Genomic DNA, 9,781 nt, shown 5'->3' on the forward strand with positions numbered 1-9,781 from the left:
GTGCTGTCACTGACTGAGGCTGCCGCTGCGAAATATCCATGTCTCGATCGTTGCCGCCCCAGGTGGGAGGCCGATAGGTGGCTGCCACGGGAGTCCGGTCTCGGTCACTACTCAGTCATCACCGAGTCACCACGGTGACTGGTCACCTCATGTTCGTTCTGCGACGCTTCTCCGCAGTCTGGCGATACTCACTCGTCCTTCGCCCAGCCCGTCCGAGTCCACAGGTACTCTGCGGCGCAGTCAGCTCGCTCTGACCGTCCTCAGCGCGTCTGCCACCTGTTCGCGGCGGGTGATGCCCAGCTTTCGAAACAGCCGGTACGTATGACCCTCCACTGTTCGCACCCGGACACCGAGCTCGCCGGCGATCTCGGAATTCGACCTGCCGTCGACGATGAGCCTGCTGATCTGTCGTTCGCGAACCGTGAGCACAGCCTGCAGGCCGCCAGAGGACCCGGGTCCGGCCCCGGCATCGAAGAATCGTGATGCGAGCCTTCGGCATCTGGCTCCGAGGTCCGGCATCGACCGCTCATGGACTTCGGCGAATCGGATCAGAGCGGCTCCGTCCTTGTCCATCAGCGCCGCCCCCAGCCCCTGCAGCAGCTCGAACTCGCGGCCCGTGCCGAGTCTGCCCACTCGAACCATCTCCTCCGGCTCGGACTCGTCGAAGTGTCTGAAGAGACTGAGACGTATGAGGGCCTGGATTGCAGCGGCACCGTCCTCCTGCGCACTGCGGAGAAGGTTCCGGAGCTCTCGCTCATACTTCCGATCGGCAGTCCGCAGCCAGCGAGCCACGGTGCGCAGCACCAACGCCCGTCGGCGCTCGTGATAGAGGCCCGCGGCCGGCAGTTCGTCGAATCGCGCATGGAGCTCGTCGGCTTCCTCCGGCATTCCCACCCTCACGGTGGCGTATTCCGCTTCCGCCAGCGCGATCGCGAGCTGTCCGGTCTGGTTCCAATACTCCAGTGCCTCGATCGACGCCCGCAGCGCATGCATCGCCTTCGGCAACTCGCCCTCGAGCAGATGGGTCTGTGCCCACAGGAGATCGACGGGGCCCGAGCGCGCTGCCAGATAGGCGATGTCATGGGTCGGAAGCCCTCTCAACGCCCTCTTTGCCTCCTCGACCCGATTGAGTTGCAGCAGTGCTCGGACCCTCAGCATTCTCAGGTTCATGATCCCCGAACTCTCCGTCGGGTATTCTTCATTCACACCTTCCAGAAGGGCGAGTGCCTCGAGCGTGCGCCCTGCATCCAGCATGGCCGTAGCATTGAGGATCGTGTCGAGCAGGCGAACCGTCGTCGGCAGAGCCCGCTGCCCTGACAGGTCCCCGATGGCTCGTCTGTCGACCGGCCGTGACTCGCGGAGGGAGTCGCCGACCTGGTCGAGGAGCCTGAGCCCGAACTGCACGCTCAGACCCGGCGAGGAATGAGCATTCGCCTGAGTCCTCAGCCTCTCGAAGGACCGGCGGAAGTCGTCGGCGGACAGCGCCGGCGATGAGCGTCCGAAGTCACGGTTCATCCAGATCACCAAGGCGTCGATGACGAGCTGGGCGCAGCAGGCCTTCTTCACGCACTGTGCCAGTATGTCCAGGCCGATCGGAACCTTGTTGCACCCACAGTACAGTCGGGCGAGGTCGAACAGCTCGTGGGCTTCCATCCGATCCGTCGGAACCTCGGCGAGCAGTCGCATCGCGCGCAGCCAGTCGCCGAGGTGTGCGGCCGTTCTCGCGCTGTCGATGACCTCGCGCTCACTCACCTCGGCGCCGCACAGCAGTCCCCATTCAGTCCGCAGGACCTTCGCCCAGTCGGACGGTGAATCCCCGCTTCCCGCGATGAACTCGAACTTCGCTCGGCTCCGTCCCACCGGAGTAGTGTAGCGAATCGTATCGAATGCAGAATTCTCCGCCGCCACATAGGTACGCGAACTGCCATGCTCGATGCGCAGCTCCCCAGTCACGACCAGGGCGTCTGCGGCCGCGCCCAGCTCCGCCTCCAGCATCGTCTCGAGGTCCACCTCGCCCGCCAGCACCACCAGCGCGAGAGCCTCACGCTCCTGCGCGGAGTACTGGGACAGTTCGATCCTCGTGTAGTCGCGAGCGCGTTCGTCGTAGTCGATGTCGAGTCCGTCGAGCAGCCATACGCCTCGGCGATGGAGGAAGCGACTCTTCCGGGAGGTGTATTCGAGCAGCTCCAAGAGTTTCCCGGGGTTCCGTCCCGAATGGTGACTGACGATGTCGATCACCCCTTGCGAGGCGATACCTCCGAGAGAGGCTTCCACCATCTCGCGATAGTCCTCGGGCCGCAGGACATCGAGAACCAGATGACCGACGACCCGATCCTCGACGAGCTCAGAGAAGGGAATGCGTTCGTCCTTCGCCGTTGTCCGGGTCAGCGCCACGAGTCTGATCACGCCATCGTCGGCCAGTTCCGACAGGACTTCCCGCGTCCTCTCGTCGAGAAGATGCGCGTCATCGGCGAAGACGACTCGTGGGGAACGTGACGATGTCAGTGTGGCGACGATTCGGCTGAGCAGGGTCTCCGGATCCCCGTCGAGGTCGACGATGAGTCCGAGGGCGCCGAAGTCGATCCACTGGAGCACGCGATCCCCGCGGATCCAGATGTCGCCGCTCCCGCGCCGCAGAAAGATGCTGCGGGCCAGAAATGACTTGCCGACGCCGATCTCGCCTTCGATGAGGATTCCCGAGCTCGCCGCATCGACGAGGGAATTGTCGATCATCTCGAGCTCGGCCCTCCGACCGAAGACCCGCAGATCCGCAGCCACGTTCTCGGTCCTATTGACGCTCATAGTCCTTTCCACGCTCTCACCACCTCGCGCAGCTCCTGCCGATTGGCCACATGCAGGCGACGATAGATGCGGCCCAGGTGCCACTCCACCGTTCGCACGGACAGATGGAGCTCCTTGCCGAGTGCCGCACTCGTGCTGCCCGCGTCGATACCGTCGATGAGGTCCCTTTCCAGTTGAGTCAGGGAGGCACGCAGCTGACCGCCGTCAGCATTGAAGTCGATGATCCTCAGAGTGCGACCGAGAATGAGCCGAGCCTCTTTGGCTGCCGCCCCATCGTTTTCGGCGATCGCCTGATCGCGTGCCGACTTGGCGAGTTGCGAGCACAGGAGAACCGTGCCGAAAGTGTCTGCCTCACGCGCCGCCGCGATGAGGGCGGCAAGATCCTCTGTGGCCATAGCATGGGCCACAGATCGAGCCAGGCGCCCGAGCCCGCCGTCGACGAGTCCCGCTACCCGAGGCAGGGACGCCGTTGCCGGCCGATGACCTAGCCTGGCCGCTTCGATCCAGGCCAGAGCGGTGAGCCCGTGCGCATCGCTGCGCTCATACGCCTCGCCGAGGCTGTACAGCTGCTCGGCGGCGCTGAGCGGAGAGTTCTGCGCCAGAGTCTGCAGATCCAACAGCTGAGTCTCGAAGGCCGACCACCATGAGTGGAGACTGCCATCGGCGGGGTTCTCCTCGTCGAGTCCGACGATCGGTGTTGCGAGCCCTGTGAACATTGCGGCGCAGTTGAGCGCTGAGCGGGCGATCACTGTGAGGTCGACGACGTCGATGGCGTTGAAGGACAAACACAGTGCGTCGAGGCTTCGATGGGCGCTCGACACCTTCCCTACCCGCAGGTCGACGAGTGCTCCGGTGAGCTCCTTGAGCCGCCTGCTCGACTTGAGTCCGCTCAGCGAATGGCGGGCCCGATCCCATTCTCCGGCGATGTAGTAAGCGGTGAAGAACTGAGGAACAGCATCCTCGATCTCGAACGAGGTCAGTCCAGGCAGCTGCAACATGAGTCTGGCCTGCTCGATGTAGGACAGACCCGTCTCGATTCTTCCGGCCATCACCTCGGCGATGCCGAGGAACGCACATGCTCTCAGGCGATGCCGCACCGAGCAGGCATGATCGCGATAGACGGACTCCGCGAGTCGACGGCTGGCCTCGAGGCGACCGCCTTTGAGCTCAAATTTCGCACGTGTGGCGTCGAGTCGGCCCCGATCGCTGGGGTGGGAGAGTCGCTCGCGCACCCATTCGGTTCGCGATAGCTCTGGATGCCGCGGATCGATGAGCCGCAACTCGATCGAAGCCAGACGAGAGAGGAACTCGGCACTCATCGTGGACGGTCTCTCGACCGCCGCATCGATGAGACGGTCGAGGATCTTCCGAGCCGACCTGAAATTCCCGAGAGCCCGCTCGGCCCGACACAGTTCGAGCGCGAGCCGCTCCTCCTCATGACCGCTTGTGCGGATGAGATCGGCGGCGACCGAGTAGCTGCCCTGCGCATTGGCCCAACCTGCGGCGGAGACGACGTGCTCGACCGATTGCGGCTCTCCCAGAGACAGGGCCCAGCGGACGAAGCCGAACAGGGTGCGATCCCGCAGCTGCTCAGGATCGGCCACGCGCTGGAACTGTTTGAACAGCTGCAGGCTGCGAGATGGACGAATGGCCGCTCGAATGTTCTCGGACACGACGGGCTCGCGCATCGTCACCACAGCGCGTCGTCCTCTGGTGATCGTCAGCAGGCCGATTTCGGCAAGCGAGTCCAGATCTGAGGGGTCGGCCAAATGCACCAGTGAATCATAGGGAATCGCATCCATGAGGGAAATCGTCTCGATGAGATCTCGGTGGCGCGGATCCGCTCGTGCAGTGGTGCGCTCGGTCCCGCTGTGCCGACGCCCGTCGTAGATCAGCCGCTCGAGGAGCCGGGGATTGCCGTGAGAGAACTCGTAGAGTTCCGTGGGGGATCTGAGCTCGGCCTCAAGCAGGCCCAGGCCGTTGATCATCGCGGTGGCTGCTGCCTCGTCGATACCCTCCAGGTCCACCCGGGACATCCTTCCCGCAATCCACAAGTTCGCGATGAGATCAAGCGGCGGACGCACCGATTCCGCAGCGACGAGCAGGCGGACGCGGCCCGTCTCAGCCAGCTGAGCCAGAACGGAGAGCGAATGGTCATCGACAAGATCAGCATTGTCGAGAACGACGATGGCATCGGCCCCCTCAGTCCGCTGGGCGAGCAGCCCTGCGAGGACCGTCAGAGCGCGGCCAGGTACGAGGCTGGGGCCGAAGCCCGATTGAGACAGGAGGATCTGAAAGATTCCCAGATTCCGCTTCAGCGCGTTCTCCGAGCCCCGAAATCGAATGATCGTCGCCGCTGGGTCCAGACGAGCCAGCGTTGCATTGATGACTGTGGTCTTACCGACGCCGGCAGGCCCCACTAGAAGGACGCCGCAACAGGCAGGGTCAGCGAACGAACCGACCACAGTCGACAGTTCGGACTCGTATCCGAATATCTGCCGCGAAGAAGTTGAATGCGACGCCGGATATCCCTGCATGTCCAAGAATCTCAGCTTTCCGTTCCCGAGCGTCTCAACTGAGTCAAGAAGAGGTGTGCGTCGTCATCGGAACACCAATGAATAATATTCAGGCCGCCGACCAAGACTATCAAGCGCCTATCAATGTCTTACCACTCAGCGTATTTGTGGTATGTCACTTTTGAAATAATGTTAAGCAATCGTGATGTTGGTGGAACCTGAAACTAGATGCAGCCTGGCTCCGGCCCCTCGGGTCAGCTCGCCCCACTTGTGAGCCCGAACACCGAACCGTACTATTGGAGCTAAGTTACCGAACGATCAATCAGGAGTTTTCATGGACACCTTGCTGAATGCAGAGGAGCGCGAGTTCGCTCAGAAGATGCGTCAGTTCTATCGCACGGAGATCCCCGAGGAGCTGCGCTTCAAGGTCGCCACCGGCCAGGAGCTGACCAAGGAGGACATGGTCACTTCGCAGCGGATCCTCAATCAGCACGGTTACGCCGTACCCAACTGGCCCGTCGAATGGGGCGGCCAGGACTGGACTCCGGTACAGCGCCACATCTGGCTTGAAGAGATGCAGCTGGCCTGCGTTCCACAGCCGCTGCCCTTCAACGTCTCCATGGTCGGCCCGGTCATCGCGACCTTCGGCAGCCAGGAGATCAAGGAGCGCTTCCTTCCCGCCACCGCCAATATCGACATCTGGTGGTCACAGGGCTTCTCCGAACCCGATGCCGGCTCTGACCTCGCATCGCTGAAGACCTCCGCGGTACGTGACGGCGACAAGTACATCGTCAACGGACAGAAGACCTGGACGACCCTGGGCCAGTACGGCGACTGGATGTTCAACCTGGTCCGCACCGACCCGAATGTGAAGAAGCAGGCCGGCATCTCGTTCCTGCTCATCGACATGAAGACGCCCGGAGTCACGGTTCGCCCGATCCAGCTCATCGACGGCGGCCATGAGGTCAACGAAGTCTTCTTCGACAATGTCGAGGTTCCCGTCGAGAACCTCGTCGGCGAAGAGAACAAGGGATGGACCTACGCGAAATTCCTGCTCGGCAATGAGCGAACAGGCATCGCCCGGATCGGCGGCTCGAAGGTCAACCTGGCCCGTGCCAAGGCATACGCCGCGGTGACGAAGACGGCACGCGGCACCTTGCTCGACGATCCGCTGTTCTCCGCCCGCCTGACTAGGATCGAAGCCGAGCTCACGGCACTCGAGATGACCCAGCTGCGGATCCTCTCGACTCAGGCCGCCGGATCTGACAAGCCGGATCCACGCTCCTCCGTGCTCAAGCTCAAGGGCTCACAGCTGCAGGAAGACATCAGCGAGCTGCTCGTCGACGTCCTCGGTCCCCAGGGCCTGGACTTCGTCACCGACCGTGCTCAGGGCGAGGGACTCTCGGACTTCCGCTCGGAGCAGTCGACGCCCTTCCCGCGTACTTCAACACCCGCAAGGTCACCATCTACGGCGGCTCGTCCGAGGTGCAGCGCGGAATCATCTCGAAAGCACTGCTTGGTCTCTGAGGTCTCCGCAACCCCAGAACACTTAAGAAGAGGACAACAATGGATCTTGAACTCAACGACATTCAGCAAGAACTCGCCAGCACCCTGAACAAGTACCTGCGCAGCGAGTACGACACCCAGGCCCGCGAAGCCATTCTGCACAGCGAAGAGGGCATCTCCCGCGAGAAGTGGGAGGCGTTCGCAGAGATGGGCCTGCTCGGCCTGGCAATCCCGGAGAACTACGGTGGAGCAGAAATGACCTTCGCCGAGGTTGCTGTGGTCTTGGAAGCATTCGGCCGTTCACTCGTGCTCGAGCCGTTCCTGGCCACAGCAGTGCTGGGCGCCAATGCGATCGCCGCCGCCGGCAGCGAAGAGCAGAAGCAGGAGATCCTGCCCTCCGTGTGCGAGGGCCAGACCTTCCTCGCATTTGCGGCCCTCGAGCCCGGTCTGCGCTACGCGGTCGATACTCCGTCCACCACCGCCTCGACGGGCGCTGACGGTGCCTTCACGATCAGCGGCGAGAAGAACGGCGTGCTCGGCGGCGACGTCGCCGACCAGTTCATCGTCACAGCCTCGGAGAACGGCGAACTCGGATTGTTCCTGGTCGCCGCGACGGCAACCGGAGTCTCCCGCGTCACACACCGTCAGGCCGACGGCCAGGGAAGCGCCAGCGTGAAGTTCGACAACGCACCGGCCCAGCGCCTCGGCGCCGCCGATGCGCATGCCGTCGTCGCCGAGGTGCTCGACACCGCGAACGCTGCGATCATGGCCGAAGCAGTCGGTGTCATGGAAGCCTCGCTGACCATGACCGCCGAGTACCTCAAGACCCGTGAGCAGTTCGGCGCCCCGATCGGTGCGAACCAGGCCCTGCAGCACCGTGCGGCCGACCTCTACGCGGACCTCGAGTATGCGCGCAGCATGGCCCTGTACTCACGACTTGCTGTCACCAACGAGGAAGCCGGCTCCGAGAAGGACCGCCACCGTGATGTCATCGCGGCCAAGATCATCATCGATCAGTCGGCTCGCACCATCAGCCAGGAGTCGATTCAGATGCACGGCGGCATCGGCATGACGATGGAGTACCCGATCGGTCATTACGCAAAGCGCCTGACCGTCATCTCGCGCACCTTCGACGATGCCGATTCGCTGACTGCCGAGCTGGCAGAGATCGGTGGGCTCATCGAGCCACAGGCTGCCGACCTGAACTGAGGCCGCAGCGAGCCACAGGCTGCCGACCTGAACTGAGGCCGCAGCGAGCCACAGGCTGCCGACCTGAGCTGAGGCCACAGCGCGACGACGAGCATTCGATGACGTCGGGCGTCGAAGTCTCTGTCGGGCGTCGAAATCTCTGCAGAAGAGAAGGGGCGTTCCGTGTTCTTCCATACCGGAAGCAACGCGGGACGCCCCTTCTTCGTCCTTTCCTGCACTTTTGCCCCAGCAGCATCGACGAACCACCGGACAGTTGGTAAGTCCTGGTCGATCCCAGGGCTGCGATCGACCAGGACTTACCAACCGTTGGGGCCAAAAGTGCCGGCGGGGGCACAGTAGAGCCCTGCCCACCCGTCGGCGCTCGGCGCACGGGCTGCTGAGTACCCGTCGACGTTCGACACACGGGCTGTTGAGCACCCGTCGGCCACCCTCATCACGTTGGCAGGATTCAGTCCACCGGCTGGTCGTAGACGTGGCGGCGAACCCAGGAGTGCATGGTGATCGCCGCAGCCGCGGCCGCGTTCATCGACCGGGTTGAACCGTACTGTGCGATCGACAGCACCGCTGTGCTCGCCTGGTGCGCTTCCTCGCTCAGACCCGGCCCTTCCTGCCCGAAGAGCAGCAGGCTGCGTCGCGGCAGGTCATAGGTCTCCAACGGCACCGAGTCCGGGAAGTTGTCGATTCCGATCAGCGGTACGGAATTGTCGGTGCACCACTGCAGGAGGTCGTCGATGCTCGGGTGGTGGATGATGTGCTGGTACTGGTACCGGTCGGTGACCATCGCCCCGCGCCGATTCCACCGCCGCCTGCCCACGATGTGCACCGCGGCGGCGTTGAAGGCGTTGGCTGTCCTGACCACCGACCCGATGTTGAGGTCGTGCTGCCAGTTCTCCACACCGACGTGGAACTCGTGCCGCGTCGTGTCGAGATCGGCGACGATCGCGTCGAGCTTCCAGTAACGATATCTGTCGACGACATTGCGACGATCACCGTCACGCAGCAGCTCGGGATCAAAATGCTCAGACACAGGCCAGGGGCCGGTCCACGGACCGACCCCTACCTGTGGCGCGTCTGCCTGCAACGCGCTGTCTTCAGTCACTTCTTGTCATCGGTTTCATCCGCCGACTCGTCAACCTTCGCTGCCTTCGCCGAGGTGTCGTCGGAGTCCGAGGTGTCGTCGGAGTCCGAATCGATCACGTCGTCGGATTTCGCGCCCGAATCAGCGTCGGAGCCCGAGTCCGCGGCAGAGTCCTTAGAATCAGCCTTCTTGCCGGCTGAGCCGACGGAGACCTTCTGCGCACGCTTGCTCATCTTCACGGTCTTGCCGCCGCGTCCTCCGCCGGTGAGCACCGCGCGAACGTAGGCGCTGCTGGCCAAGGAGTGGATGATGAGGGCAACCAGGGCAGCAATGGCTGCGGCGACGAGGCCCTCCCACCATGCGGGTGGGCTGCCGAAGAAGCGTCCGGCAATTCCAGCGGCGAGGTGAACGGAGTCCACGACAGCACCTTGGCGACCGTTCCCGATGCTCCCACGATGACGGGTGCGATGAAGCCGGCAACGGTGATGACGCCGATGATCGAGACGAAGGTCTTGCGCGCCTTGCTGCCGGACACCGTCGATGCCCAGACGAGGAGCGCGTAGATCGCCCACGCGGTGAACAGCAGCGTCAGTGCGAACCAGCCCAGGCCGGGCAGCATGGCGAATGCCAGTGAGGTCTTGCCTGTGATGGAGAGTCCGAGTTCGGCCAC

Annotated in this window: 6 protein-coding genes and 1 pseudogene; 2 read left to right on the top strand and 5 right to left on the bottom strand. The window is 63.4% G+C overall.

Annotated features, from left to right (window positions below; genetic code table 11):
* Positions 1-240: 240 nt before the first annotated feature.
* Together HX613_RS15650 and HX613_RS15655 are read right to left on the bottom strand one after the other, a co-directional pair.
* Complete coding sequence (locus HX613_RS15650) at positions 241-2,802, bottom strand: LuxR C-terminal-related transcriptional regulator (RefSeq protein ID WP_235346171.1); 2,562 nt, start codon at positions 2,800-2,802, stop codon at positions 241-243.
* Positions 2,799-5,339: a LuxR family transcriptional regulator gene (locus HX613_RS15655; RefSeq protein WP_268826960.1), complete on the bottom strand. Its 2,541-nt coding sequence runs from the start codon at positions 5,337-5,339 to the stop codon at positions 2,799-2,801. Before HX613_RS15655 ends, HX613_RS15650 begins: the two co-directional genes overlap by 4 nt.
* 313 nt (positions 5,340-5,652) lie before the next feature.
* Between HX613_RS15655 and HX613_RS15660 the strand changes: the two genes are divergently transcribed.
* Both HX613_RS15660 and HX613_RS15665 read left to right on the top strand, forming a co-directional pair.
* Positions 5,653-6,933: an acyl-CoA dehydrogenase family protein gene (locus HX613_RS15660; protein WP_235346173.1), complete on the top strand. Its 1,281-nt coding sequence runs from the start codon at positions 5,653-5,655 to the stop codon at positions 6,931-6,933.
* Positions 6,885-8,033 carry an acyl-CoA dehydrogenase family protein gene (locus HX613_RS15665; protein ID WP_235345022.1) on the top strand — a complete coding sequence of 383 codons (1,149 nt, stop codon included), beginning with the start codon at positions 6,885-6,887 and terminating at the stop codon, positions 8,031-8,033. The genes HX613_RS15660 and HX613_RS15665 overlap by 49 nt, the downstream gene beginning before the upstream one ends.
* 448 nt (positions 8,034-8,481) lie before the next feature.
* Here HX613_RS15665 and HX613_RS15670 read toward each other — a convergent pair whose 3' ends face one another.
* The 3 genes and pseudogenes from HX613_RS15670 to HX613_RS15680 all read right to left on the bottom strand — a co-directional run.
* The gene (locus tag HX613_RS15670; RefSeq protein ID WP_235346174.1) at positions 8,482-9,132 is read right to left on the bottom strand and encodes a TrmH family RNA methyltransferase; all 651 of its coding nucleotides are present in this window, start codon (positions 9,130-9,132) and stop codon (positions 8,482-8,484) included.
* On the bottom strand, positions 9,129-9,344 hold the full coding sequence (locus HX613_RS15675; protein WP_235346176.1) for a hypothetical protein: 216 nt from the start codon (positions 9,342-9,344) through the stop codon (positions 9,129-9,131). Before HX613_RS15675 ends, HX613_RS15670 begins: the two co-directional genes overlap by 4 nt.
* Before the next feature lie 2 nt (positions 9,345-9,346).
* Positions 9,347-9,781 (bottom strand): annotated as a pseudogene (locus tag HX613_RS15680) (hypothetical protein); the annotation flags it as partial.

The organism is Brevibacterium sp. UCMA 11754, assembly GCF_021532275.1.
GTDB lineage: Bacteria > Actinomycetota > Actinomycetes > Actinomycetales > Brevibacteriaceae > Brevibacterium.